This window comes from Haloterrigena sp. KLK7 (genome assembly GCF_037914945.1).
Taxonomy (GTDB): Archaea; Halobacteriota; Halobacteria; order Halobacteriales; family Natrialbaceae; genus Haloterrigena; species Haloterrigena salinisoli.
The window spans coordinates 2,224,843-2,249,419 of record NZ_CP149787.1; the positions used below are offsets into that span (position 1 = coordinate 2,224,843).

Annotated in this window: 27 protein-coding genes, 1 tRNA gene and 2 pseudogenes; 20 read left to right on the forward strand and 10 right to left on the reverse strand. The window is 65.3% G+C overall.

Translation table 11 applies throughout. The annotated features are described in order from the left end of the window. Window positions 1-62: 62 nt before the first annotated feature. A complete protein-coding gene (locus tag WD430_RS10920) occupies window positions 63-1,175 on the reverse strand; it encodes an aminotransferase class V-fold PLP-dependent enzyme (protein ID WP_339102486.1) in 1,113 nt (370 codons plus the stop codon). A gap of 230 nt (window positions 1,176-1,405) precedes the next feature. Here WD430_RS10920 and nirK point away from each other — a divergent pair, with 230 nt between their 5' ends. Continuing rightward, window positions 1,406-2,506, forward strand: a complete 1,101-nt coding sequence (gene nirK, locus WD430_RS10925; RefSeq protein WP_339102487.1) for a copper-containing nitrite reductase — start codon at window positions 1,406-1,408, stop codon at window positions 2,504-2,506. A 238-nt stretch (window positions 2,507-2,744) separates the two neighbouring features. Further along, entirely contained in the window at window positions 2,745-3,524 is a 780-nt protein-coding gene (locus WD430_RS10930) for a hypothetical protein (protein WP_339102488.1), read from the forward strand. 30 nt (window positions 3,525-3,554) lie between these two features. On the opposite strand, the gene WD430_RS10935 is transcribed toward WD430_RS10930, so the two are convergent. Next, the gene (locus WD430_RS10935) at window positions 3,555-3,794 is read right to left on the reverse strand and encodes a hypothetical protein (RefSeq protein ID WP_339102489.1); all 240 of its coding nucleotides are present in this window, start codon (window positions 3,792-3,794) and stop codon (window positions 3,555-3,557) included. 147 nt (window positions 3,795-3,941) lie between these two features. On the opposite strand from WD430_RS10935, the gene WD430_RS10940 reads away from it, so the two are divergent. Beyond that, window positions 3,942-4,091 carry a hypothetical protein gene (locus WD430_RS10940; RefSeq protein ID WP_339102490.1) on the forward strand — a complete coding sequence of 50 codons (150 nt, stop codon included), beginning with the start codon at window positions 3,942-3,944 and terminating at the stop codon, window positions 4,089-4,091. Window positions 4,092-4,248: 157 nt separating this feature from the next. On the opposite strand, the gene nrfD is transcribed toward WD430_RS10940, so the two are convergent. Next, the gene (gene nrfD, locus WD430_RS10945) at window positions 4,249-5,595 is read right to left on the reverse strand and encodes an NrfD/PsrC family molybdoenzyme membrane anchor subunit (protein ID WP_339102491.1); all 1,347 of its coding nucleotides are present in this window, start codon (window positions 5,593-5,595) and stop codon (window positions 4,249-4,251) included. 491 nt (window positions 5,596-6,086) lie between these two features. On the opposite strand from nrfD, the gene WD430_RS10950 reads away from it, so the two are divergent. The 3 genes from WD430_RS10950 to WD430_RS10960 all read left to right on the forward strand — a co-directional run bounded on the left by WD430_RS10950 (window position 6,087) and on the right by WD430_RS10960 (window position 8,827). Then, window positions 6,087-6,503 carry a universal stress protein gene (locus WD430_RS10950; RefSeq protein WP_339102492.1) on the forward strand — a complete coding sequence of 139 codons (417 nt, stop codon included), beginning with the start codon at window positions 6,087-6,089 and terminating at the stop codon, window positions 6,501-6,503. Window positions 6,504-6,649: 146 nt separating this feature from the next. Then, window positions 6,650-7,891, forward strand: a complete 1,242-nt coding sequence (locus WD430_RS10955) for a digeranylgeranylglycerophospholipid reductase (protein ID WP_339102493.1) — start codon at window positions 6,650-6,652, stop codon at window positions 7,889-7,891. 138 nt (window positions 7,892-8,029) lie between these two features. Then, window positions 8,030-8,827 (forward strand): ZIP family metal transporter, encoded by a 798-nt coding sequence (locus WD430_RS10960; protein WP_339102494.1) that lies wholly within the window; start codon window positions 8,030-8,032, stop codon window positions 8,825-8,827. 42 nt (window positions 8,828-8,869) lie between these two features. Here WD430_RS10960 and WD430_RS10965 read toward each other — a convergent pair whose 3' ends face one another. The 4 genes from WD430_RS10965 to WD430_RS10980 form a co-directional block, all read right to left on the reverse strand. Further along, entirely contained in the window at window positions 8,870-9,337 is a 468-nt protein-coding gene (locus WD430_RS10965; RefSeq protein ID WP_339102495.1) for a pantetheine-phosphate adenylyltransferase, read from the reverse strand. Between the two features lie 77 nt (window positions 9,338-9,414). Then, a complete protein-coding gene (locus WD430_RS10970) occupies window positions 9,415-10,011 on the reverse strand; it encodes a cysteine hydrolase family protein (RefSeq protein ID WP_339102496.1) in 597 nt (198 codons plus the stop codon). Beyond that, complete coding sequence (locus WD430_RS10975; RefSeq protein ID WP_339102497.1) at window positions 10,008-10,472, reverse strand: MOSC domain-containing protein; 465 nt, start codon at window positions 10,470-10,472, stop codon at window positions 10,008-10,010. The genes WD430_RS10970 and WD430_RS10975 overlap by 4 nt, the downstream gene beginning before the upstream one ends. A gap of 59 nt (window positions 10,473-10,531) precedes the next feature. Then, window positions 10,532-11,272, reverse strand: a complete 741-nt coding sequence (locus tag WD430_RS10980; protein WP_339102498.1) for an SDR family oxidoreductase — start codon at window positions 11,270-11,272, stop codon at window positions 10,532-10,534. A gap of 101 nt (window positions 11,273-11,373) precedes the next feature. On the opposite strand from WD430_RS10980, the gene WD430_RS10985 reads away from it, so the two are divergent. Further along, window positions 11,374-11,838: a universal stress protein gene (locus tag WD430_RS10985; protein ID WP_339102499.1), complete on the forward strand. Its 465-nt coding sequence runs from the start codon at window positions 11,374-11,376 to the stop codon at window positions 11,836-11,838. A gap of 108 nt (window positions 11,839-11,946) precedes the next feature. Here the strand turns inward: WD430_RS10985 and WD430_RS10990 are convergent, their stop codons facing one another. Further along, complete coding sequence (locus WD430_RS10990) at window positions 11,947-12,372, reverse strand: hypothetical protein (protein WP_339102500.1); 426 nt, start codon at window positions 12,370-12,372, stop codon at window positions 11,947-11,949. Window positions 12,373-12,518: 146 nt separating this feature from the next. Here WD430_RS10990 and WD430_RS10995 point away from each other — a divergent pair, with 146 nt between their 5' ends. The 13 genes and pseudogenes from WD430_RS10995 to WD430_RS11055 all read left to right on the forward strand — a co-directional run bounded on the left by WD430_RS10995 (window position 12,519) and on the right by WD430_RS11055 (window position 21,815). Beyond that, window positions 12,519-13,490, forward strand: a complete 972-nt coding sequence (locus tag WD430_RS10995; protein ID WP_339102501.1) for an ROK family protein — start codon at window positions 12,519-12,521, stop codon at window positions 13,488-13,490. Between the two features lie 132 nt (window positions 13,491-13,622). Continuing rightward, entirely contained in the window at window positions 13,623-15,026 is a 1,404-nt protein-coding gene (locus tag WD430_RS11000; protein ID WP_339102502.1) for a hypothetical protein, read from the forward strand. 96 nt (window positions 15,027-15,122) lie between these two features. Further along, entirely contained in the window at window positions 15,123-15,512 is a 390-nt protein-coding gene (locus WD430_RS11005) for a NifU family protein (RefSeq protein WP_339102503.1), read from the forward strand. 459 nt (window positions 15,513-15,971) lie between these two features. After that, window positions 15,972-17,234, forward strand: coding sequence for a translation elongation factor EF-1 subunit alpha (gene tuf / locus WD430_RS11010; protein WP_339102504.1), 1,263 nt, complete (start codon window positions 15,972-15,974; stop codon window positions 17,232-17,234). Further along, a complete protein-coding gene (gene rpsJ / locus WD430_RS11015) occupies window positions 17,235-17,543 on the forward strand; it encodes a 30S ribosomal protein S10 (RefSeq protein WP_004215311.1) in 309 nt (102 codons plus the stop codon). It begins immediately after the preceding gene. Between the two features lie 240 nt (window positions 17,544-17,783). Continuing rightward, window positions 17,784-18,476: a rhomboid family intramembrane serine protease gene (locus WD430_RS11020; protein ID WP_339102506.1), complete on the forward strand. Its 693-nt coding sequence runs from the start codon at window positions 17,784-17,786 to the stop codon at window positions 18,474-18,476. A gap of 73 nt (window positions 18,477-18,549) precedes the next feature. Next, entirely contained in the window at window positions 18,550-18,906 is a 357-nt protein-coding gene (locus tag WD430_RS11025) for a hypothetical protein (protein ID WP_339102507.1), read from the forward strand. Between the two features lie 115 nt (window positions 18,907-19,021). Further along, window positions 19,022-19,093 (forward strand) — tRNA-Ala (locus tag WD430_RS11030). Window positions 19,094-19,261: 168 nt separating this feature from the next. After that, window positions 19,262-19,504: a hypothetical protein gene (locus WD430_RS11035; protein WP_339102508.1), complete on the forward strand. Its 243-nt coding sequence runs from the start codon at window positions 19,262-19,264 to the stop codon at window positions 19,502-19,504. Beyond that, window positions 19,497-19,805 carry a hypothetical protein gene (locus WD430_RS11040; protein WP_339102509.1) on the forward strand — a complete coding sequence of 103 codons (309 nt, stop codon included), beginning with the start codon at window positions 19,497-19,499 and terminating at the stop codon, window positions 19,803-19,805. The genes WD430_RS11035 and WD430_RS11040 overlap by 8 nt, the downstream gene beginning before the upstream one ends. Before the next feature lie 298 nt (window positions 19,806-20,103). After that, a pseudogene (locus WD430_RS11045) lies at window positions 20,104-20,601 on the forward strand (DNA-binding protein); the annotation flags it as partial. A gap of 321 nt (window positions 20,602-20,922) precedes the next feature. Further along, a complete protein-coding gene (locus WD430_RS11050; protein ID WP_339102510.1) occupies window positions 20,923-21,318 on the forward strand; it encodes a hypothetical protein in 396 nt (131 codons plus the stop codon). 242 nt (window positions 21,319-21,560) lie between these two features. After that, a complete protein-coding gene (locus tag WD430_RS11055) occupies window positions 21,561-21,815 on the forward strand; it encodes a hypothetical protein (RefSeq protein WP_339102511.1) in 255 nt (84 codons plus the stop codon). A 153-nt stretch (window positions 21,816-21,968) separates the two neighbouring features. On the opposite strand, the gene WD430_RS11060 is transcribed toward WD430_RS11055, so the two are convergent. Beyond that, window positions 21,969-23,615 (reverse strand): PQQ-binding-like beta-propeller repeat protein, encoded by a 1,647-nt coding sequence (locus tag WD430_RS11060; protein WP_339102512.1) that lies wholly within the window; start codon window positions 23,613-23,615, stop codon window positions 21,969-21,971. Between the two features lie 162 nt (window positions 23,616-23,777). Next, window positions 23,778-24,101 (reverse strand): annotated as a pseudogene (locus WD430_RS11065) (hypothetical protein); the annotation flags it as partial. Window positions 24,102-24,577: the final 476 nt, after the last annotated feature.

The window sequence follows — 24,577 nt, forward strand, 5'->3', positions numbered from 1 at the left end:
ACCGGATCAATCCGGAGGCTCGCGCGGGACTCGCCGCGCCGATCGACCGTCGCGGGGTCACGTCACAGCGCCTCGAGCAGCCGATCGACGTCCTCGCGGGTGTTGAACGCGTGGACCGACGCCCGGATCGCGTCGGGGTCGGGCAGCGATCGAACGACGATTCCCTCCGCCGAGAGCCGCTCGACGGTCGCTTCGGGGTCGTCGACGTCGATCGCGATCAGCCCGGACTCGAAGCCGCGCGGACTCAGCAGTCGCTCGTCCGAGACGCCGCCCTTGAGCCGATCCGTGAGCGTCTCGATCCGCTCTTCGATCGCGTCGAGACCGATCTCCTCGAGCGCTCGGATCGCTTCGGTCAGCCCGGCGTGGGGCGCGGGGCTGGCCGTCGCGACCTCGAACCGCCGTGCGCCCCGCTCGTACTCGTACGCGGTGGCGTTCTCGTCGACGACGCTCCGGTAGCCGATCGCGGCGGGGACGAGGTCGTGCTCGCGCTCGAGACCCTCGCGAGCGTACAGGAAGCCGGAGCCGAAGGGGCCGACGAGCCACTTGTGGCCCGCGGCGGCGACGAAGTCGGCGCCCCACTCGCGGACGTCGATCGGTCGCTGGCCGGGCGCCTGCACGGCGTCGACGAGGACCAGCGCGCCGGCGTCGTGGGCGATATCGACGATTTCGGACACCGGCAGTCGGGTACCGTGGGTCCAGGTGAGCGAACTCACGCAGAACAGCGTCGCGTCCTCGGCCGCCGATTTCACGGCCTCGAGATCGACTCGGCCGCTCTCGGTCTCGAGCACCCGCACGTCGACTCCCCGCTCGCGCTCGAGGCGCTGCCACGGGAGGATCCCCGCGGAGTGCTCGAGGTCGGTCCGGACGACGACGTCGTCCGCGTCCCAGTCGAGCGCGCCGGCGACGCGGTTGATCCCGTCGGTCGTGCTCTCCGTGAGCGCGATCTCGTCGGGGGCCGCGCCGAGCAGACCGGCGATCGCGGCCCGCGCCTCGTCGTAGGCGTCGAACGCCGCGGGGTACTGGCCCTCGCCCGTCGGGGCCGCGTACTCGTGGTGCTCGAGGCTCGATTCCGCCGCCTCGACGACGCGGCGGGGGCTCGGCCCGCCGGCCCCCCAGTTCAGATACGCGCTGGACTCGAGGGCCGGCATCCGCTCGCGCAGGTCAGTGGGATCCATATCCGACTCGTCGGCCGGCGTCGTGTTCGTTCTGACGGTCGACGTGAACTGTCGTCTCGGTCTCGAGCCCCGATGCGGAGCCGGAACGGGCCCGAGAGAGCCGATCATTGTTCGGTGGTATTTAACCACCCTCGATATCGGGGGAGTTGTCGATCGGATTACTGGCGGCCGAGAACCGTCGAGGGGGTTGACCGTACGTCTACCCCTATACACAGATGAGGAGAAGGCCAATGACAACGACAGCAGCAAACCGACGGCAGTTCATGGCGGCACTGGGCGCGGCCGGCACCATCGCGGTGGCCGGCTGTCTCGGTGGCGACCAGCCCCAGGGGAACAGCGCGACGACCACCCCCGCCCCCGCGACCGACGATGAGGAGGGGCTGCCGGCGGCGAAAGCTGTCGACGTCGACCGGATCGCCCGGGACCCGACGGACGTGCCCCCGCCGGTCGACTGGACCCAGCCCCGCGAACACGACGTGACCGTCCGCACCGAGCGGCTGGTCGCCGAGATCGAGCCCGGGGTCACCTTCGAGTACATGACCTTCGAAGGGCAGGTTCCGGGGCCGATGATTCGGGTCCGGGAGGGCGACCGGGTCACCCTCACGTTCGACGTGCCCGAGGAGCTGAACAAGGTCTCGCACAACATGGACTTCCACGCGGTCTACGGGCCGGGCGGGGGCGCCGAAGCGACGACGATCGGCCCCGACGACGACACCGCCGAGATCAGCTTCACGGCCGACTACCCCGGGGTGTTCATCTACCACTGCGCGATCCCGAACATGGCCGCCCACATCAGCGCCGGCATGTTCGGTGCGATCCTCGTCGAACCCGCCGAGGGCCTCCCCGAGGTCGACCGCGAGTTCTACCTCGGCCAACACGAGCTCTACACCACCGGCGAGGTCGGCGAGGAGGGCCACCACGCCCTCGACTACGACGCGATGCTGGCCGAAGAGCCCACCTACGTCGTCTTCAACGGCCAGCCCTACGGCTTCACCGAGGACGGCGTCGGGCCCATGCAGGCCGAGACCGGTGAGACCGCCCGCGTGTACTTCGCCAACGGCGGCCCCAACCTCACCAGCGCCGTCCACCCCATCGGCAACGTCTGGAGCCGCTACTACCGCGACGGCGACCTCCTGACCGACCCCGACCGTAACATCGAGACCGCTCCCGTCGCGCCCGGCACCACCACCGCCGGCGAGATGGAGTTCCCCGTCCCCGGTCCCGTCAAGCTCGTCGACCACGCGCTGACCCGCGCCACCCAGAAGGGCACCCTCGCCGCGATCAACGTCACCGGCGAGCCCACCCGCGACCTCTACGACGAGGAACCGTGACCGGGACCGGGACCGGGACCGGAACCGGAACCGCGACTCGGCCCGGACTCGAGCGACCACCTCATTCTTCCTCGCACCGCGATACCGCGCCCGTCCATCGTCCCGTTTCGACGTAACCCGCTTCACTAGGTACCGGCGACTCGAGCGACCAGCCGCTCGTCTCGATCGGCCCGTCTCGTTCCCGACCGGCGGTAACTGAGGGTGGACCTTTACGCGGTCACTGGATAGTACTCATCCAATGATGTTCGTCTCGGCACCGCTACTCACGTTCGACGCCAGCGATCCGGAAGCGACGGTCGCCATCGGTCAGCTGTTCGCCTCCCTCGCGGTCGGCGTCGCCGCGCTCGTCCTGTTGTACTACGCGTCCGTCTTCGTCCGCGACGTCCTCGTCGCCGACGTCCGCGAGGCGCAGTGGTACCTCTTCGCCGGGATCGGCGCCGCGATCGTCTACGCCGTCGCCGATATCGGGACGGTGGTCCTCGAGGCCGACCGGCTCTCCCTGTTCGCCGAGGGCGCAGTGCTGTTCTTCATCCTCTTTCTCGCGCTGGCGATCCGCGCGATGTATCACGCCGAACGGCCCGGCGAGGGGCGGTCGCGGCTGGTCCCCGCGTGGGCCGACTACGCCGTCGTCGCGGTCTTCGTCGGCGCGTGGTGGGGGACCTTCCTCCTCGAGAGCGACTGGACTCGGCCGGTGATCGCCGTCGGCTGGATCGTCACTTCCGCGTGGGCCGTCCGCTACGCCGTCCAGACCGTTCGCGTCCACGAGGGGACGACGCTCGCGGCGCTGACGCGCCACCTGCTGCCGGCGATCCTCTGCGTCGTCGCCGTCGTCTCCGTCGACCTCGTGACCGGCTACCTGTCGGGCTACGCGGCGCTGACCGACGCCGTCTGGATCGTCGGCACGACGCTGGTCGCTGCCTTCCTGTTCGACACCGCAGTCGCTATCCGCCAGCAGGGCGGCGAACTCGAGCGGCTCTACGACTGGACGACCTGGCGCGAACAGTCCCTCGAGCAGTAGCCGCGGACGGCGTTCCGGGCGGTCGTCGCCTCAGAGGTTGCCCCGCAGGACGATCTCATCGCCGACCGACTCGAGCATGTCCTCCGTGACCACGTAGTCCTCCTCGTCTTCCCCCTCGACGCCTATCGAGGCGAGGAGGTGCTCCGCGACCGACGGGTTCGGATCGACGGAAGCGCGACCGTTCTCGACTTTCGCGACGATTCCGAGCTCCTTGCCTTCGGCGTCGACGACCGTCTTGCCGACCTCGTCGTCTGTCAGTGTCGCTGTCATACCCGTCGCTATCACGACGACCGGGTTAACTCCGGGGCCGTCCCGTGCCAGCCTCGCACCGATCGACGGTCGCGCTGCAAACGCGTCCCCGAGCTATTTGACTGCGGCCGACGACGGTACTGTCGAAGCGTCCGCTTCGTGCCAGCTATGACTCACACCATCGAACTCAGCGACGACATGAAAGAACGGCTCGACAGCCACTGCGAGGAGGGCGAGTCCTACGAGGAGTTCCTCGACGAACTCCTCTCGATCTACGAGACCGAGGGCGCGTTCCTGCAGGAAGGCTACTCCGAGTAACGATCGGCGATGGGACTCGATACCCGTCGTCCCGTTCAATTTTGCAGCGACGCGAGAGACGGCTAGCGAGGCGCGACTCCGATCCATCGCCGACGCCGGGACGGCGTCGCTCGAGTCGGTGACTGCGGCCGAAAATCGGACAGTGACGAGCGAGCCGTCAGTCGTCGTGAATCACCGGCTCCTCCTGGGGCGCCTGTTTCTCCTGAAGGTGTTCGATCGCGTGGAGTTCGACGACCGGGAACAGTTTGGCCACCGTGAGGAAAAACAGGGTCACCATCCCGACCGTGCCGACGAGCGACGCGATCTCGATGAGACTCGGGAAGTACTCGCCGGGCACCGCGCCGTAGATGTCCAGGGTCGGGTGCAGGAACCCCTCGACGACGAACAGGATCTTCTCGATCAGCGTACCGGTGAGTACCATGAGCCCGGTGGCGACGGCCCGCTTCTTGGTGAACAGCGTCGGCCGGATCGTCTGCGCGAAGATGAACGCGAGCGCCGTGGCGACGAGACCCATCGCGAGGGCGTAGAGCGGTTGGTGAATCCGTCCCTCGGCCGCGTGGGTCACGTCCACGGGCGCCGTGAACAGGCCGGTGACGAGTTGCTGGAGCTGCAGCCAGAGGAAGAGCAGACAGAAGAAGCCCAGCCAGAGGAGCAGTCCGCGGAAGATGTCGTCCGTGATGATGTGGTCCCAGTCGTAGGCCCAGCGGAAGGCAAAGGACAGCAGGATGACGCCGCTGATCGCCGAGGTGAGGGCGATGGTGAGGAACTGCGGGCCCTGAACGGCGCCGAACCAGCCGGGCATCGTCGGAATCACCGCGAACAGCCATGGGATGACGCCGCCGTGGAGCAACAGCGGGGCCATGATGATGATCGCGAGCGCGAGCCACCAGACCATCCGGTCGATGACCTCGTCCTCGCGTTCGGTGTAGCCGATCGTCATGAACCGGTAGATCGGACCGAACCGATCCGGAAGCTGGTCGCGCAGCCGGCTGACGTCGTACCGCAGCGTCAGCGAGAGGTAGGTCGCCGTCAACACGAGGTACGCGGTGATGACGGTCACGTCCCACACCAGCGGCGAGTTGTGGATCGTGATGTGGTAGTGGCCGAGCACGCTCGTGACCATCCGGTCCGGACGGCCCATGTGGACCAGGATGTAGAAGCCGGCGGCCGAGAGCCCGGCGATCGTCAGGAGTTCGGCCAGGCGAGCGACCGGCATGTAGCGTTCCATCCCGAGCAGCCGGACGGCCGCCGAGAGGATGATTCCCCCGTGCGCGATCCCGACCCACCAGATGAACGCACCGATGTAGACGCCCCACGTCACGCCGCCGCCCGAGCCCCAGTCCGCGAGGCCGGTGACGGCCATCCCCTCGTAGAGCTGATATAACCACCCGAGGACGAACAGGGCGAACGCCAGTCCCGCGACGGCGGCCAGCGCGAAGTACTTCGTCGACGTGTTCTGTATCGGACGCAGGATGTCGGCCTTTCGCGGCGTTTTCGTACTCATTGGGAGAGCTTCGCAAGCCTACGTATGCCACACCCGTTATTGCACCCGTTGGCTTTGCAAGCACCGCGGAACGGACCGAAATGCGGCCGCTCGTCCCCGTCAGCCGTTCCAGCGAGGCTGGGCGCCGAGCCGGGCCGCGGTGTGTCACGAGCCGGACCGCGGCCGAGTTCTCGCGACCGCCTGCCACGTCCCCGCTTCGCGACTGCTCTGAACGCGAGTCCCGTCGAGTACGTTCGAAATCCCTCGAGTAACGACTGATTACGACCCGTATCCGACAGTTTCCGCTGGTCCGACCGGCCTTTCGAATAGCGCCGGAACCGACCGATAGTACGACGTCCGCCCAGTAGGTGCGCGTCGAGCCCGATTCGTCGCGGTCGGTCGGCGCGGTTGCCATCGGAACGTCGGCGCGGTTCCAGCGGGTTCCGGCGCGCCGATACGGACGCTGTGAACGGTGTGGCACATCCAAGTATGTGCGGGCCGAACCGTCTCGTATGACAGTCCTGGTCGCCCTCGACGAGTCTGATCCCGGCCGGGCGGCCCTCGAGTACGCGCTCGAGAACCACGACGAGGACGATATCGTCGCCGTCCACGTCGTCGATCCGAACGAGAGCGGCTACGGCGAGGCCGCCCACCTCGGCGCCGACGGGATCCGAGAGCAGCGCCGAGAGCGAGCGAACGAACTGTTCGAGACGGCCCGAGAGGCCGCGAACGAGCGGAACTGCGAGGTCGAGACGGTGCTCCTGACCGGCCAACCCGCGGCCGCCGTCCTCGAGTACGCGACCGACCGCGCGGTCGATCGAATCGTCGTCGGCAGCCACGGTCGATCGGGTATCTCGCGGGTCTTGCTCGGGAGCGTCGCGGAACGGATCGCCCGACGCTCACCCGTTCCGGTGACGATCGTTCGCTGACACGTGTCCGCCGTGCGAGCGAGCGCATCGTCCCGGCTGAACCGACGCTGTGGACCTCGTACCTCGCCTGCGGAATTCGTTGTTTGCGGACGGACACTCCACCGCAACTGAATAAACTAATGTGGCTTCGAAATAGTTTCGGCGGTATGAACAACCGCTACGATGTGGTCATCGCCGGTGCCGGTCCGGCCGGGGGACAGTGCGCACGCGACCTCGTTGCCAGGGGCTACGACGTCGTAGTCCTCGAGACCGAGTCGGAAGAGGAGTTCCCGCGCCAGAGCAACAAGTCGACCGCGGGGACGTTCCCGTCGATGATGGCCTCCTTCGGCATCCCGGACGACGTCGTCATGCAGTACACCGACAGCGTCGTCCTCGAGTCGCCTCACGACCACTACACGCAGGAACAGCCCGGCGCCGTCCTCGAGTTCGCCGACTTCAAGCGCTATCTCGTCGAGGACAGCCGCGAGAAGGGCGCCGAGTACCTGTTCGACGCTCGCGTCACCGCCCCGATCACGGAGAACGGCGAGATCGTCGGCGTTCGGTACAACGGCGACCAGGAGGTCTACGGCGACGTCGTGATCGACGCGACGGGGCCCGCTGCGCCGCTGGCGAAGAAACTCGACGTCGTCGACCTGAAACGCGAGAACCACGCGATCGGCATCGAGTACGAGTTCGAGGGGATCGACATCGACCGCCCCGGCTTCGCCGACCTCCGCGACGCGATGATGCTCCGACTGGACCACGAGATCGCGCCCGGCGGCTACTCGTGGATCTTCCACACCGGCGAGGACACCGCCAAGGTCGGACTCTGTTACCTCCAGAACGAGCACCACAGTCGGTACGCCAAGGACGGACACACGGTCGACGACTACCTCGAGCACTGGCTCGAGACGGACCCCCGCTTCGCGAACGCGACGCGACTCGAGGGGAAACAACACCGAGGCTCGGCCCACCTCCAGCTGCCGGAACGGATGCACACCGACCGGTTCCTGGCCATCGGCGACACCGTCCCGACGGTCGACCCGCTGTGGGGCGAGGGGATCAACAAGTGCATGCAGTCCGGTCGCGTCGCGGCCGTCGCCGTCGATAGCTGTCTCAAACACGGCCTCGAGCCGACCGCCGAGAACCTCGAGGTGTACGATACCCTCTGGCACCGCGACGTCGCGCCGAACCAGCGCAAGCGACTGCTGATGACCCAACTGCTCTATCTCGCGCCGAACGAGCGCTACGACCAGTTCATGAACGACCTCCACCGGCTCGACGAGGAGACGCTCGCGGCGGCGAACAACGGAAACGTTCTCGCCATCGCGAAACTGTTCGATATCGACGACGCGCCGCTGCTCGCTCGCTTCGCGAAACAGCAACTCGGGCTCGATCGGTTCCTGTAGCGCCCGCTGTTCTCGTTACAAAAGGCGAACTCGTATCGTTATCGCCACGCTCGAGGTCGGCGTCTCGGCGGTGGGGACCCGCTGTCCCGGCTGCGATCGCCGCTGCCTCTTTCCGGTCGCTCGCCGATCTACCGGTAGATGGCACTCATCGAGAACCTCGCGCTGGTCTTCGTCGCCGGCCTCGTGACGGCGCTGGCGACCGGCCTCGGCGCCGTCCCCTTCCTCCTCTTCGACTCGATCAGCGACCGGCGGAACGTCGTCCTCTGGGGGCTCGCCTCGGGAATCATGCTCTCGGCGTCGACCTTCGGCCTCGTCGAGGAGGGGCTGGCCGAGGGGACGCCGTTCGAGATCGCGATCGGGATGGCCGCCGGCGTCGCGCTCGTGATCGTCGCCCACGACGTGTTGCTGGACGCCGATATCGACCCCCGCGACTACGAAGAGGCCGATTTCAAGAAACTCGTGCTCATCCTCGGCGTGCTGACCGTCCACAGCTTCCCCGAAGGCGTCGCTATCGGCGTCTCGTTCGCCGATCTCGGCCTCGAGGGTGGCACCCAGTTTCTCGGGTTCACGGTCCCGCTGCTGGCGATCTTCATGACCGTCGCGATCTCGATCCACAACGTCCCCGAGGGGACGGCGATCTCGATCCCGCTGTCGGCGATGGGCGTCGCCGACTGGAAGCTCGTCTGGTGGGCCGTCTTCTCGAGTCTCCCCCAGCCGATCGGGGCGGTGCTGGCGTTCGGCTTCGTCCGCTACGCCCGGGAGTTCCTCCCCTACGGCTTCGGCTTCGCGGCCGGCGCGATGATCTACCTCGTGCTCACGGAGTTCGTCCCCGAGGCGCTCGACGTCGGTCGGAACCTCCCGCGGGGCGGCAAGCCGGAACTGGCCGCCGGACTCGTCGTCGGCGTGCTCGTCATGGTGCCGCTCACGTTCGTCTGACGGCCGTTCGATCCGAATCGGGACCTGATCTGCAACTGGCGCTCACTCGAGGATGGCCCCGTGTTCGTCGATTTCGCCGTTTACGATCCGCGTCGAGGAGATCCGCTCGCCGTCCGCGGCGAGGACGTAGGGGGCGACGATCCCCGAGATGGGCTCGAGGTCGCGGTCGCGTCGGCGCTCGTTGATCGCCTCGAGTTCGGGCGCCGTTTCCGGGGAGACGACCAGCGCGTCGATCGAGGGGTCGTCCTCGGCGATGTCGTACTCGCTCGTCAGTTCCCGGATCTCGACCTCGCGGTCCCAGCGATCGATCTCGGCGACGGCGTCGGTCACCGCCGCCATGCGGTCGTCGAACCCGGGAATTTCTCGGGGTTCGTGGCGCGTCTCGACCGCCAGGTCGTCGCTGGTCAGGGCGACGACGACGCCGTCCTCGCCGAACCGCAGCGCGTGTTCGAACAGGGTCCGATGACCGTCGTGAAGCGGGCCGAAGGTGCCGGCGACTGCCACTCGCATGTGCGACTCGAGGAGGAGAAGCCCCATAACTGTGCCAGCCGGTTATCGGCGACTGACGGTCGCGACGGGACTGCTAGTCAGGTCTCGAGCAGGTCGTCCGTCTCGGTCACCGTCGCGAACTCGCCCTCGAGGTGGGCCAGCGCGGTGCGGTGGACCGTCTCGGCGTCGAAGCACTCGCCGTCGAAGGTGCGATCGAAGGTCGCGGTCGCGTCGGCGACGACGATCGGTTCGAAGCCGAGGTTCTCGGCCATCCGTGTACTCGTCGAGACGCAGTGGTCGGTCGTGAGCCCGGTGATCACGACCGTCTCGACGCCGCGCTCGCGGAGCCACGCCTCGAGATCGGTTCCGACGAAGGCGCTGTTGACCGACTTCACCATCGTCGGCTCGCCCTCGAGGGGCGCAGTTTCGGACTTGAACGCGAATCCGGGGCTGTCGCTCCGGAGCGGCGAGTCCGGTTCCGTCGAATCGTGGCGGACGTGGACGAGCGGCCGGTCGAGGTCGCGCCAGCGCTCGAGCACTCGCGCCGCGTTCGCCTCCGCGTCGGGGTCGTTGCGCTCGCCCCACGAGGGATCGTCGAACCCCCGCTGGAAGTCGATGAGGACGAGGGCGGCGTGTGCGAGGCGGTCGGCGTCGACGGCGGCCGTTCGGTCGAGTTTGTTCGGGGGAGGCGTCATCGTTCGAGCGGTTCGACGCGGTCGTTCGACGTCAGGACGCCGCCCTCGAGGATCCGGGCTCGGAGGCCGCCCCGGTGGATCAGCGCCTCGCGAACGCCTTCTTCCTCGAGGTGGCGCTCGAGGTACGAACACGGTTCGCAGAGTTCCGTGCCCTCGCAGACGAGGTCGCCGACGCGGAACCGTTCCCCGTCGAGGTGGTTCAGCGCGACGCCCTCGGTGGTGACGTTCCGTCGGTGGATCCCCGGCTCGAGGGCGATGCCGTAGTCGCGCTCGGCCGCCTCGAGCGCCTCCCGCTCGATGAAGGTAATATCGCTGCCGTCGCGGTCAGCGAAGGTCCCCTCGGTGTCGAAGTAACGGTCCCCCTCGAGACCGCGACCGGCGACGGCCGTCGCTTCCTCGACTCGCTCCATCGGCGCCTCTCGTTCGGGGGCGACGTGGATCGCCCGAACTCGACCCGTCATGTCGGGGGAGACAGTGGGGGACGTGATAAACTACTGCGATTTTCGACGGGGCCGGATGCTCACACCTTCTCGGGCAGCCAGCCGCCGTCGACCTCTACGTTCTCGCCGCTGACGTACGCGCTGTCCGGGTCGAGGAAGAAGTACAGCGGCGCGATCAGGTCCTCGAAGCTCGCGGGCCGGCCGCGGGGGAGTTCCTCCGGGAACTCGTCGGAGTTCTCGACGACGTACGGCGAGATGGCGTTGACCGTCACGGCGTCGTCCTGCGTGTCCGCCGCGAGCATCCGGGTGAACATCAGGACGCCGGCCTTCGCGACGAAGTAGGGGAAGTTCGTCGGGCTGACCAGCCCCTTCTCGCTCGAGGCGTAGCCGATGTTGACGATCCGGCCGTAGTCGCCCTCGCGCATCGCGGGGAGGGCTCGCTTCGAGCAGAGGTAGGTGCCGTTGAGATTGGTCTCGAGCACGCGGTTCCAGGTATCGAACTCGAGGTCGGCCCAGTGGTCGGGGGCGAAGTCGCCGACGTTGTTCACGAGGACGTCGACGGAGCCGAGTTCGGATTCGACGGCCGAAAAGAGCCCCTCGACGCTCTCGGGGTCGGTGACGTCGCCCTGAACGGTCATCGCGTCGGCGGCGCCGCGGTCTTCGGCCTCGGCGGCCACCTCGCGGGCGGCGTCGGCGCTCGTGTAGTAGTGGACGGCCGTCTTCGCGCCGCAGTCGGCGGTCGAAAGCAGGAGTTCGCGACCGACGCCGCGTGCGCTGCCCGTCACGAGTACCGTCCGATCCGAGAGGTCGGGTCCGTCCATGTCCCTCCCGTCGACGACGGCGTGGAAAAATCGCCCGGAACGGCGGCCCGCACTCGATCACGAGAAGTGGATTTACGGTGCTCCCCGAGAGAGATGTCCGTATGACACTAGAAACAGTGCTGCTCGCCGTCGGACCCGGAGACGCCGAACGAATCGACGAACTGGCCGAGACGGTCGCCGAAGTCGCCGAGCCCGCCGACGCCACCGTCGTGCTCGCCCACGTCTTCACGAAAAGCGAGTACGACGACGTCCTCTCCCGACTCGAGTTCGACCGAGACCAGACGGAGATCGACCCCGACGACGTCGCCCGCCGTCACTCGACGATCCTCGACCTGCAGGAGACCCTCGACGAGTACGGCGTCGACTACGAGACCAGGGGTGCGGTCGGCGAACACGGCCCGACGATCGTGGATCTCGCGACCAGCACCGACGCCGACCGCGTCGTCGTCGGCGGTCGCCGCCGGTCGCCCACCGGGAAAGCGGTCTTCGGATCGACGGCGCAGGAAGTCATGCTGTCGGCGCCGTGTCCCGTCACGTTCGTCCGGAACGACGACCACGGCGCCTGATCCGTCGTCGGTCTCGAGCGATCGCGCGACCCCGTCCGCGGACGGCGCTCCGCTGGCCGTGACGGCGATCGAGACGATACCGCGTGCCGTCGGGCCGGGAGACGTCGTTCACCGCTCGTCGGCCCGATCTTTCCACGCTCGTTCCTGCCGACGCTCCAGTACGTGTCGCCGGCCGTCGACCAGTTCTCGCCGGACCCGTTCCTCGAGTCCGCGGGCTTCGGCCAGCAACGTTCGCTGGTAGTTCTCGACGACGTCGTACGACCAGCGGTCGTCGTCGACGACGCCGTGGGGTAACAGCTCGTCCCGGACGGCGTCGGCGAGGTCGTCGCGACCGGACTCCCTGAGGAGCCGTTCGGCCTCGCGGAGGTGGTCCATGCCGTGGCCCGTCGCGTGGTGGAACGCGAGCAACTGCCCCTGCGCGCGCTGGAACCACTCGAGGGCGAGTTCGACCTCGTGGACCGCGTTCCGTTCGCTGTCGGCCAGGTCTGAGGCGGATCCGGACTCGCTGCCGTTAGCTGTCTCCTCGGTTGCCATACCTAGATGTATGTTACCGTTCAGCATACAACTGTCCCCAGCGATCGCGGTCGGTCGCGACCCGGACGGTAATCTATTGTAAATAATACTCGTTGGCGAGTATAATCTGAGTAGTTAAGTACGGTCGCGGTCGTCCCTAGGATAGCATGGACTACTATGCGGGCGTCGATCTCGGCGCGACGAACGTCCGTGCCGTCGTCGCCGAGGACGACGGGACGACGATCGGTGTGAGTCGCCGATCCACACCACGTGGCCCGACGGGGATCGACGTCACGGAAGGCGTTCTGCGGACGCTTCGCGAAGCGTGCGGCGATGCCGGTATCGCACCCGAAGAAATCGTCGCGGGGGGGATCGGCTCCATCGGTCCGTTCGACCTCGCGGAAGGAGCGGTCATCGATCCGGCGAACCTGCCGGACTCGATCGATCGCATCCCGCTGACGGGACCGATCTCGAAACTGATCGACAGCGACGAGGTGTACCTCCACAACGACACCAACGCCGGCGTCATCGGCGAGCGGTTCCACGCCGACCGCAACCCCGACGATATGGTATACATCACGATCTCCTCCGGGGTCGGCGCCGGCGTCTGCTGCGACGGCAATATCATGAGCGGCTGGGACGGCAACGCCGGCGAGGTCGGCCACTGCGTCGTCGATCCGCAGGGGCGACTGACCTGTGGCTGCGGCCGCGACGGCCACTGGGAGGCCTACTGCTCGGGGAACGCCATCCCCGACTTCGCCCGACTGCTCGCCGAGGACGATCCGACGATTTCGACCGACCTGCCCCTCGAGGGGCCCGACTTCACGGCCAAGGACGTCTTCGAGCTGGCCGGCGAAGACGAACTGGCCGACTACACCATCGAGCAGCTCGCCCACTGGAACGCGGTCGGCGTGACGAACGTGATCCACTCGTTCGCCCCGATCGTCGTCTCCTTCGGCGGCGCCGTCGCCCTCCACAACGAGGAACTGGTCGTCGACCCCATCCGCGAGCGCGTCTCCGAGATGGTGATGACCAACGTCCCCGAGATCACCGTCACCGATCTGGGCGACGACGTCGTCCTCGAGGGCGCGCTCGCCAGCGCGCTGACCGGCGGAACGGGCGACCGCAAGCAGCTGTAACGGTCGGCGCTCGAATCGACGGCGGCCCGAGGCCGCCCCTCGAGAGCGACCTCGGGGCCGACCAGTCGACGACGTACCGACCTTTGCGTCCGCTTTCCACGTATTTTTGACGCGCGCGACAGTGGGTGACGTATGCAGCGGAGAGCCTTCCTCCGAGCGAGCGGGGCCGCCTGTGCCGTCCTGACCGTCCCGGGAGCGGTCGCCGGCTCGACCGGCGCGACGCCGCGCGCCAGTCAGGAGATCCCCGACTCGTTCGAACCGCTCGGGCGCGTCGAGGTGCCGGACGGCGGTGAAGCAGTCGTCAGCGGCGACGGCGAGACGGTCTATCTCGCGACGGCGCTCGGGTTCGCGACCGTCGATATCGGCGATCCGACCGAGCCCGAACTGCTCGCCGAACGCTACCGGCTCGAGGTCGACGGACGGGAGTTCATGGATATCCTCGACGTCGAGATCGACGACGACCGACTCGCCGTCGTCGGGCCGGCGAACGAGGGAAACGACGGCTTCCACGGGTTCGTACTCTACGACGTCAGCGATCCCGCCGACCCCACCGTCGTCGACCGCTACGAGACCGGCTTCCACATCCACAACTGCTTTTTCGCGGACGGACTGCTCTACGTCGTCGCCAACGGCCCCGACGACAACGCCCTCGTCATCTACGACGCGAGCGACGACGAGACCGAGGAGGTCGGCCGTTGGTCGCTGCTCGAGCACGACCCCGAGTGGGAGGACGCCTACTGGTACGTCCGTTACCTCCACGACGTCACCGTCCACGACGACATCGCGTACCTCCCGTTCTGGGACGCCGGTACCTATCTGGTGGACGTCGGCGATCCGAGCGACCCGGAGTACGTCTCGCACGTGCGCGACCCCGACGTCGGCGAGGACCGCAGCTACGGGGGGAGCGAGGCCGTCTACGGCCTGCCGGGCAACGACCACTACGCGACGGTCGACGACGCCGGCGAACTCCTCGCGGTCGGTCGCGAGGCCTGGACGACCGACGGCTCGGCGCCGGACGGGCCGGGCGGAATCGACCTCTACGACGTCAGCGATCCGACGGCGCCGGACCCGCTGGCGTCGATCGAGCCGCCCGAGAGCGACGACGCGTCACGCAGGGGCGGCGAGTGGACGACCGCGCACAACTTCGAGTTGCGCGACGGTCGCCTCTACTCGGCGTGGTATCAGGGCGGGATCAAGATCCACGACGTCAGCGATCCCACCGATCCCGCGGAGCTCGCACACTGGCGCGAGACCGACGACGCGGCGCTCTGGACGGCACGCGTCGCCAACGGCGGTGCGACGGTCGTCTCGAGCAGCACGTCGCGGATCCCCGCCACGGACATCGACGGCGCGCTGTACACGTTCCCGACCGGCCTCGAGAGCGACACACTCGAGACGAGCGACGGCGACGATGGCGACGGGAACGGCTCCCTCAGCGATCGGGTTCCCGGCTTCGGCGGTCTCGGCGCCGGTGTCGGACTCGCCGGCGGTGCGGCCGCCCTCGAGTGGATCCGCCGGCGCGACGGCGACCGGTGACCGAGCGCGCGCTATCCTCGAAACCGTCAGGAACGATCCTGATAGTAGCTAACACGGGTCAAAACCTTATTCAGCGCTCGCGTGCTAGAGCGAGTAATGACTGATTCCGACGCGGTATCCGACGCCGAGGACGACGGCGAGCCGTCGCTCCGAGAGCGCGTCGAGACCTGGCTCAGCCGGGAGATGCCGATCATCCAGATGCACGGCGGGACCAGCGCCGTCCGCGAGGTCAACTCCGAGACCGGCGAGGTCATCATCGAACTCGGCGGCGGCTGTAAGGGCTGTTCGGTCAGCGACGTCACGACGGGCAACATCGAGGCCGAACTCATCAAGTGGCCCGAGATCGACGAGGTCACCGTCCGCGTACCGGACGCGCGCGAGAGCCTCGGCGGTCCCGACCAGGCCGAATCGATCATGGGCGTCGATCGCACCGAGGGCGGTCGCGGCGACTGGGGATCGTCGAACCCCGGCAAGGACCACCTCTAAACGGTACGTCTCGCTCCACTGGCGTGTTTTGGCAGTTCCTACGGCCCCGTATGCGGCTAGTACGCGGTCATCGGTCCGTCTCGAGTGCCGCACGCTGCCGGACGATGTGATGATTCTCGGCGCGCTCGAGTCGCTCGTCGACAGCGGTCGCACTTCGCCGACAGCGGTCGCACTCTCTCGCGTAGTCACCACGTCGTCCCACGTCTCCGCCAATACCCGACAGCACGTGCGAAGGGAAGCGTCGTACCGGTCGATTCGGACGCCGCAATCGCCCTCCCGGTTGGCGGTCGTCGCCGCTATCGGTCGGTCGGCGACCGCGTCGACGGACCTTCTGTTCCGTGTGAACTCTCAGCAAACCGCAAGAAGGCGTCGGGTTCGACTGAATACGCTTTCGAAATGGTTTTAACCGCAACGAGCCAAAGAGACCGATATAAGCGCCTCTGCGCGTGAGCTACAACAATGAGCGACCAACACCAGAACCTGGCCATCATCGGCCACGTCGACCACGGGAAGAGTACGCTCGTGGGACGACTCCTCTACGAGACGGGGAGCGTACCCGAGCACGTCATCGAACAGCACCGAGAAGAGGCCGAGGAGAAGGGCAAGGGCGGCTTCGAGTTCGCCTACGTCATGGACAACCTCGCCGAGGAGCGAGAGCGCGGTGTCACCATCGACATCGCCCACCAGGAGTTCTCCACCGACGAGTACGACTTCACAATCGTCGACTGTCCCGGCCACCGCGACTTCGTGAAGAACATGATCACGGGCGCGTCCCAGGCCGACAACGCCGTCCTCGTCGTCGCCGCTGACGACGGTGTCGCGCCCCAGACCCAGGAGCACGTCTTCCTGGCCCGCACCCTCGGTATCGACGAACTCATCGTCGGTATCAACAAGATGGACATCGTCGACTACGAGGAGTCGACGTACAACGAGGTCGTCGAGGAAGTGACCCAGCTGCTCAAGCAGGTCCAGTTCAACACCGACGACGCCTCGTTCATCCCGATCTCGGCGTTCGAGGGCGACAACATCGCCGAGAAGTCCGACAACACGCCGTGGTACGACGGCGAAATCCTGCTCGAGGCACTCAACGACCTGCCGGAGCCGGAGCCGCCGACGGACGCGCCGCTTCGACTCCCGATCCAGGACGTCTACACCATCTCGGGTATCGGTACCGTCCCCGTCGGACGTATCGAGACCGGTCTCCTGAACACCGGCGACAACGTCTCCTTCCAGCCCAGCGACGTGGGCGGGGAGGTCAAGACGATCGAGATGCACCACGAAGAGGTGCCCAAAGCGGAGCCCGGTGACAACGTCGGATTCAACGTCCGCGGCATCGGTAAGGACGACATCCGCCGCGGTGACGTCTGTGGCCCCGCCGACGACCCGCCGAGCGTCGCCGAGACGTTCCAGGCCCAGATCGTCGTCATGCAGCACCCGTCCGTGATCACGGCCGGTTACACGCCGGTCTTCCACGCCCACACGGCCCAGGTCGCCTGTACGATCGAGTCCATCGACAAGAAGATGGACCCCTCGAGCGGCGAGGTCGCCGAGGAGAACCCCGACTTCATCCAGTCGGGTGACGCTGCTGTGGTCACCATCCGACCGCAGAAGCCCCTCAGTATCGAGCCGTCCAGCGAGATTCCCGAACTCGGGAGCTTCGCCATCCGCGACATGGGTCAGACCATCGCGGCCGGGAAGGTCCTCGAAGTCCACGAGAAATAAATGCAGCAGGCACGCGTTCGACTCGCGGGCACGAGTCCAGACGACCTCGACGACATCTGCGACGACGTCCGCGAGATCGCGAACAACACCGGCGTCAACCTGAGCGGTCCGATCCCGCTGCCGACGAAGACCCTCGAGGTCCCGACCCGGAAGTCGCCTGACGGCGAGGGCACCGCGACGTGGGAGCACTGGGAGATGCGCGTCCACAAGCGCCTGATCGATCTGGACGCCGACGAACGCGCACTCCGCCAGCTCATGCGCATTCAGGTGCCGAACGACGTCTCGATCGAGATCGTCCTCGAGGACTGAGGCGATCGCGGTTGCAGTTGCGGTTGCGGTTGCGATTTTCACCGTTTCTTCACACCGTCTATAGCGACGCAGCCGTCGCGATCGGCGGTAGCGGTGTGCTAACGACTCCACAGCGGCGATCGCTCTCGAGAAGCGACACCGACGGACCGTCTTCGAATTACCAGCGACGCTCGCGGTAGGCAATCCATAGCCGTCAGTGTCGACGCGGACACTTTTGGGGGGCGCGTCCCACTAGCCGCTATGGCAGATCGCTCGTCGCGATCGGGGATCGGAATGCGGTCGGGGACCGGCGCCGAATCGCCGACCGACGACTCGAGTAGCCCGATCGTCGAGCTGCTCGCCGTCTTCGTCCTCGTCTTCGTAGTCCAGCAGGTGGCGGCGCTGCTCAGCGTCGGGCTGATGGCCGGGCTGTTCGTCCTCGCGCCGCCGCTGTCGACCAATCCGTGGACGGTCGTGACGAGCGTCTACGCCCACGGCAGCGTCGGCCACCTGGTCTCGAACGGCCTCGCGTTGATCGTCTTCGGCTGGCCGGTCGCGCGCGCGACGACGCGGCTTCGATTCCACCTGTTTTTCGCGGTGACGGGTGCGATCGCTGGAATCGCCCAGATCCTCCTCACGAACGTCGCGGCGTCGGTCTCCGTGGTTCCCGCGACGGGCGGCGTGCTCGGCGCCAGCGGTGCGGTCTTCGCCCTGCTGGGCTACCTGATCGCCTCGAACCGGCTGTCGGCCAGCCTGGCCTCGTTCGTCGACGTCCCGTCGTGGCTGTCGGCGCTGGTGTTCCTCGGCCTCGCCGTCGCCGTCACGATGGCGACCGCGTCGCCGGGCGTCGCCCTGCTCGCGCACTTCACCGGCCTGTTGCTCGGTCTGGTGGCCGGACGCGCTCGAGTCCTGCACGTCGGCTCGCCGTCGCAGTCGGGGCCCGCGAGGCTCTGAGGCGATCACCGCTCGAGCGCGCCTCGCGGAGCCGAGCGAAAAGGTATTTTCCCGACCTGTTCGAACGAAACGTATGGCACCGACTCAGGTTCAGCGGGCGGTCGACGTCGCCGAGCGAGAGCTCACCCTCTCGTGGGCGACCGTCGCCGCTGTCGTCCTCCTCTTCGCGGGTCGACTGCTCCTCGAGGGCACCGCCTCGCTCACCCAGACCGTGTCCCTCGTGGCCTACGCCGCCGTCGTGACCGCGAGCGCGTTCGTCCGCGTCCGTCGGTGGGCCGGGATCTGGTTCCTCTGGGCGGCCTTCGTCCTCCACTTCGCGCTGACGTTCTCGGCGGCCGGGATGGGATCCATCTCCCTCGTGCTCCTGCTGGTCGCCGGCGTGTTAGTGGCACTAGGGGTGCAGGACGTGCGCGGGGAGCTCGAGCGATGACCCCGATCCGGTGTCGACCGGCGGGAACGCTCGGGACGACTCGAGCGTGTGGACGGCTGTCGCGCCGCTCCCGAAACACAAGCTACAAATAGAAACCCCGGTTAGGAACGTGCGAGGGCTCGTAGATCAGTGGCAGATCGCTTCCTTCGCAAGGAAGAGGCCCCGGGTTCAAATCCCGGCGAGTCCATCAAGATTTTGTAACGTTTCGAGTTATCCGGTTAGTCGCTGCTGTAGCGACTGACTCCGCATTATGCAGTTGCGTTTCGTGCGTAGAAACCACCCCTGAAAATCGAGTGATTGCCGGTGCGGGATTCGCCTCCGCGCTGGCTGGCGATTTCATCGAAGGAAACCGGGGGTGGTCAGCGTGACGATCGCGCCGTGGCCGTCGACTGGCACTGAGTCGACGTGTGAGCACTGCGGCGAACACGTCTCGGCTCAGTTCTGCCGGGTCTACGGTGATAACCGCGACCGAGTCCATCGCTGTCCCGAGTGCGATACCTACTGCCGGCTGACCCGCGGGTCCGCTGCTGGGATCGACGTCGCGATCCCAGACCCGGAGACGTCGCCCGGTCGTCACGGGGGTGAACCCGATGTCTGAGGAGTTCGTCTCGGCAAGCGAACTCTACGACGTCGAGAGTCGGACGCCCATAGTCCATCCGGCCCATCAAGCGACCGACGCTGACGTTCGGCGCGCGCTCGAGAACCGGGAAATCCGTGCCGACGGCGGTAACGCCTCGAGCGTTAATTGTCGAGCGTTAATTGTCGTTCTCGTCGTCGGAATCCGAGTCGTTCTCTGCGTTCTCTTCATCGCCATCGGCACCCGGACCGAGCCCAGGTTCTGGTTCTTCATCTATCTCCTCTTTCGCAGCGTCAAGGCCTTCTTCATCGGAATTCTCTGAATTCGAATTATCGGCCATCGTCCCAGCTAGGGGGAGTCGAATACAAAACGGTCTCCCCTGTTATTTTTGGGGAGACTCCGCTGTATGAGTATTCAGTAAACGCGGCTACTGAACGCGAGCGGGGTGACCGATGAGCCGCTCGAGTCAGTCTCGACTCGCTGCCTCGAGACAGGCTGGCGATCGGCGGGCGAAGACCGCAGCGAGGAGTACGTTCAGTTCAGTTGGGCTCGCGTCTTCGGCCCCGACGAGATTCTGGAGGGATCGCGATGAGCGTCGATCGTGACGGTCGCGACCGACGGCGACGGTCGGCGGTCTCGCCGACCAGTTGGGCAAGCATCCCGCGACGATCTACCGGGCGATCGAAGACCTCGGCGACGTCCTCGAGCTCGACCAGGGCGACGTCTCGTTTCGGGCCCGGAAGTATCGTGAGGAGTTGCGCGCGCTCGTCGAGTCGGCCGAGCACGCGATCGAGAGCTACGCCGATCGGATGCAACACCTCGTGGGTCTGGCCGATCACGTCGCCGAGTCGTCGCCGTTCCAGAAGTGGCTTGCCGAGAACGGCGCCGACCTCGAGTTCGACGACCAGGGCGAACCCCGTCGGATGCGAATCGATACGATTCTCTCGCGGCTGAAGGCCGATAGTTTCGAGAACGTCGGTACGATCGCCGCCGAGGCCCTCGAGAAGTGGTCGAAGTCGGGGAACGACCCGACAATTCTCCGCGGCGCCGAGTTGACCTGGAAGACTCCCGGCGGCGGAACAGAGACAGGATTCGTCGGCGCCGTCGCCGATCGATGAATCGGCCAGAGTAGTGGCAACACTACCCCGTTACTTCATTTAGACAACCACAGTTTCGTTAGCAGCTGATTTTCGCAAGTTCCGTTGTATTCGTCCCCTCGAGAGCGGGGTCTGCACCGTGATCGCACCGCAGCGCCTGCAGGGTCGTTTCGCGCTGCGCGCGAAAGCCCCCTTGGCGGGTGTCCCCAAGGGGACAGCGCCAAAAAATTACAGCGCCCCGCCCCCGCTTCCGCATGCGGAGCCCCAGTTGATCCAGACGAAACACACCCTCTGTAACTCGACGCACGTCAATCTTAATTTTGTACACATGCAAAGTTACCTATGAGCAAGCCGTTAGAGATCAAAGACTACCCTCTACCGATACATATTAAGTGGAATAGTCAGGATCGTCCGGTTAGGATCTTATTCATAGATGGTTTATTTGACATTATAAAACCGATTTATGACATAATAAAACCAGTGTCTGAAGTTATGACTGTAAAAGAACAACCAGAGGCTGTAGAGAATGTTATAGAGTTGATTAGGGGGCTGACAGTAGAGTATGGGGCATTCGGCTGGGTATTTGCCATATGCGTTCTGGAACTAGTACTCTTAGCTGCGGAGAAATTGGTATCTATTGGGAAATTCACGTATGAGAAGACAGGATTTGGTATGAATTTCGGCCAGTATTTCGGAGCCAGTGGTTACGTTTTGCTGGAGTATCCCGTTGTTGAGTGATTTCAAGACCAGTCTGTCTTGCTTTCTTTATCTGGTTTTGTTTCCCCTCCGGTTGCACGTCCACAAATCCGGTTCCCCGAATATGCACACGAGTCGCGAAACCCCGTGTGCATATCGAACGATGATCGCCCCACGACCCCAGCGACAACTCGGATAGAGTGACGGGACATCCCCATTTCGTGGGCTATGGGCTGCTCGAGATAGGCGAAAAAACGAGGATTCGACGGTCTGTGTGTACGAGTATGCGAATCCGAACCAGTGAAGAGTATGCGTACCGGAACGACGCAATCGAGCGAGCAGCGGACTTCTACGGCTGTAACAAGACGAAAGCCGTCGTCTCAGCCTGTGATGATGTACCAAAACTGGTTGCGGCAGCGTGGACCGTCCTCGAGCGCGATGACCTCACTCACGAGCAGCGCACGGAGATCGCTGAAACACTATCGACGAGAGCGACGACCTTCGAAGTAGGACAGTCCGTAGACGTTGATCGAGATTAGAAACAGCAGATAGGAGCACAGTTTTTTATTCAGAACTGCTCGCGAAACTCGCGGTAAGTACAGAGCAAGTAGTGTGCGACCTTTTCAATGAAATAGAGGATTCCGGTACGTTGTTCGGTGATCTCGTCCGAATTTGCCCGACCCGGGATCCCCTCACTCAGACGGTTCGTTCACGCTGGTCGATTCGTCGACGCCGGCCTTCCGGCGCAGCCACTCGAGGCCGAGCGCCCCGCCGAGAAGTCCGCCACCGGCCGTGAAGCCGGGCACGTTGTCGGCATCACTGTTGTTCCCGGCGTCCGTCTCGTTTCCAGCGTCCGTCTCGTTTCCAGCGTCCCCATCTCCGGCGGTTCCGTTCCCGCTATCGCCGTCGTCGACGGACTTTCCGTCGTCGGCAGCCGGATCGTCGTCCGGACAGGGGCACTCGTCTTCGTCGTCGCTGTCGTCTTCCCCCGCGTCGCTGTCGTCCTCGCCGTCCTGCTGCTCGTCTCCCTCGTCGGACCCGCCTTCGTCGTCGGACCCGTCTTGCTCGTCAGATCCGTCTCCCTCGTCGTTTCCGCCGTCCGTGTCGTCGTTCTCGCCACTCTCGTCGGGCTGGTCGTCCGTGTCGGTTTCTTCACGAAGCGCGACGAGTTCGCCGTCGTGATCGACGTAGATGGTCTCGCCGCTGATCGCACGAATGTGTCCGACCGGTGCGTCGTCTTTCGAGAGCGTCCACTTCTCTCTCCCGTCGCGTTTGTCGAGCGCGACGAGTTTCTGATCGTAATCCCGGTCTCCGTAATTGTGGCCATCTACCTCAAAATAGACGTAGACGGTCTCGCCGCTGATAACGGCCTGCCCGTAGGTGTACGTAACGTCGAGCTCCCAATCGTACTCGTCGCCGTGGATCGAAGTACTGTCGTAGCCGTAATCGTGTGCTGAAAGCACGGATTCATTGCCGAGCGTCCCTATGGAATAGGGCCCGACCAGACCCAACCCACTGCCGGTTTGTGCATCGTAGAAGGGGAGTTCCTCCCCCGGAAGCTCGGCGAGAACCGCCGTCTCAGTCGCGTAGATGGCATCTCCTCCTGTCCAGTGCGATGTCTGCCAGATGGTCTCTCCGGTCGCGGGATCGAAGGCGAGAACGCCGTCCTGCGTTTCGGCGTAGACGACGCCGTTCATCGCGGCGGTTCCGGGGGTGAATTCGGACTCCTGTTCGTCACCGTCGCTCGACTCGACGACAGCCGTGTCTTTCTGCCATCGGACCGATCCGTCGTCGGCCTCGAGGGCATACAGGATGCCGTCGACGACGACGAAGACGCCGTCGTACGCCACCGTGTGGCTACTCGTCCTCTCCCCGGGGTCGAGGTCGCTCTCCCAGCGGACGCTACCGTCTTCTCGATCGAGCGCCACGATATCGCCGCCGTTGAGGTATACCATCTCGCCGGCTACCGCGGGGTCACCCGCGTCGACGTCGGCGTTCTCCCAGAGGCGCGTTCCGTCCGCCGCGTCGAGGGCGACGACACCGTCCGCGGTCGTCGTGTACACGGTGTCGTCGGCGACCGCGACGGAGCCGTCGTGGTCGACGGTCCAGGCGGCCTCGAGCGACTCGCCGTCGAACTCGTAGCCGTCTTCGATGAATCGCGCGTGACCGGCGTCACCGCGGTAGGACGCCCAGTCCTCGTCCAGGTCCGGATTCGGATCCAGGTCCGGGTCCGGGAGGTCGTCGACATCAGCCTCGGCGGCTCCGGCCCCTACCGAAGCGAGTCCGGTCCCAATCGACAGCGCTGCCCCACTCGCCAGCACAGATCGTCGTTTCCACATAACGACACGACGTACGAATATCGGTCATATTCCTATCCATCAATTAACGGTATTTCTTAGCTATGCAATTGTTTCAAACTGTTCAGGACGCATCTGTAGTTACCAAATCGGGCGTTTCAGTTTCGTCTCTAGTTCTGAATAAAGAAATTGTATTATCAACCATTATGGAATGTCGCCGATAGAAATCTTCGCCTGCTCCGTGCCGCGGTGATCGCCGCCGACGTGCCACCGGAGCAGCGGGAGACTCGAGGCCGTGCACATCTTGTCCGTGACAATCGTGCAATCAGAGCGCCCATGGGGCCGGTAGACGACGAAACAGTACCAGCCGTCCGCTCGCCGGAGTTTCTCGTGATACTCGCGATAGACCTTGAAGTTCCCCGGCTGGCCGTCGCTGTGCTCGAGCATCGTCGATTTAATCTCGACCGGCGTCCCGTTGTTGAATCTGGCGTCGTGCCAACTGGCCCGCTCGAGTTCGAACCGTCGCTTCTAGCCGAGTCGACTCGAAAGACTCCCGACGAGACTGAAACCGGATTCCGCGGCGCCGACCGCTGAATCGCCTTCGAGTAGCGGTGACAGACATCCGCTCTTTCGCTGGTTCCGACACGTTTAGTTAACTATCAGGGGTCATAAATAAGTTCCAACGGTCACTACCATTGGCAAGTACATTTAACACTCGGAATATGGTAGCCTCGACTGAGGGAATACCGGAGTGGGGGACTCAAAAACCGATCAAGTGACCAGAGATGTCGATTTGATCTTCGAATGGCGACGGCTCTGTCACGCCTGCGGTCAGCAGAAGCGCTTCAACAGACTGATCTGCGACGATTGTCGGGACCGCCATGACGTGTAGTCTACTCACCCACGTAGTCGATCAGTCCCATCTGTTGCCGTTGTACGCAGTTCGGACACCGCCCGGGACCAGCGATTTGTGCAAATTTCCGCTCACCGCAATCGGCACACCT